Origin of the sequence: Streptomyces sp. ISL-11, from assembly GCF_018614525.1 — a bacterium.
Lineage (GTDB): Bacteria > Actinomycetota > Actinomycetes > Streptomycetales > Streptomycetaceae > Streptomyces.
Map to the genome: position 1 here is coordinate 2,804 of NZ_JAGGOL010000081.1, position 818 is coordinate 3,621.

Here is an 818-nt window from a genome sequence, read left to right on the forward strand (position 1 = left end):
CGGCGCGGGCAAGACGACCCTGACCCGCGGCCTGGGCGAGGGCCTCGGCGTGCGCGGCGCCGTCACGTCCCCGACGTTCGTGATAGCCCGCGTCCACCCGCCCCTCGGTGGCGGCCCGGCCCTGGTCCACGTCGACGCCTACCGGCTCTCCGGCGGGCTGGACGAGATGGAGGACCTGGACCTCGACGTCTCGCTGCCGGAGTCGGTGATCGTCGTGGAGTGGGGCGACGGCAAGGTCGAGGAGCTGTCCGACGACCGGCTGCACGTGGTCATCGAGCGTGCGGTGGGAGCGGACGGACTCGCGCTGGACGAGGCCGACGACGTACGGACCGTCACCGTGGCCGGCGTCGGTGCGCGGTGGGCGGGCGCGGAGCTGTCGTCGCTGGAGTGAGCCGTGGGGCGGCCGTGGTGCTGCCCGGGGCGTACGCGCCCGGCTACGTTCCGACAAGCCGTCGGCAAGATGTTGCGCGGGCGGTGGTGGGCGTGGTCACATGGTGAGCGAGACATGGTTAGGTCTGCCTAACCTTGCCCCGGCTGCCCCTGGAGGCGTTGATGTCGGCCGAAGAGCCCACTGCCGAGCCTGCTGTGACCTCCCGCGTGCCCCGTCCGGGCGAGCAGCCCCCGTCGATGCGCGACCTGCTCGCGGCCTGCGCCGCCGCGGACGCGGTCTCGACCCCGCCGAGGGCGCCGGCCGCGGCCGAGCCCGAGGAGGCGGCCGGGACCGCGGAGCGTGATGCCGCGTAGCGGCGGAATGGGCCCGTAAGAGTGAACGGGCTGTGTCCTGTACCAGGGAGTGTCCGGCGGGCCTTCGCCCGCGG

The 818-nt window shown here is 74.2% G+C and carries 2 protein-coding genes; both read left to right on the top strand.

What is annotated here, in order from left to right; all coding sequences use genetic code 11:
* Positions 1-391, top strand: a 391-nt coding sequence (gene tsaE / locus J7E86_RS18035) for a tRNA (adenosine(37)-N6)-threonylcarbamoyltransferase complex ATPase subunit type 1 TsaE (RefSeq protein ID WP_215082723.1), incomplete at its 5' end; no start/stop codon positions are given.
* A gap of 161 nt (positions 392-552) precedes the next feature.
* Entirely contained in the window at positions 553-744 is a 192-nt protein-coding gene (locus J7E86_RS18040; RefSeq protein ID WP_215082726.1) for a hypothetical protein, read from the top strand.
* Positions 745-818: the final 74 nt, after the last annotated feature.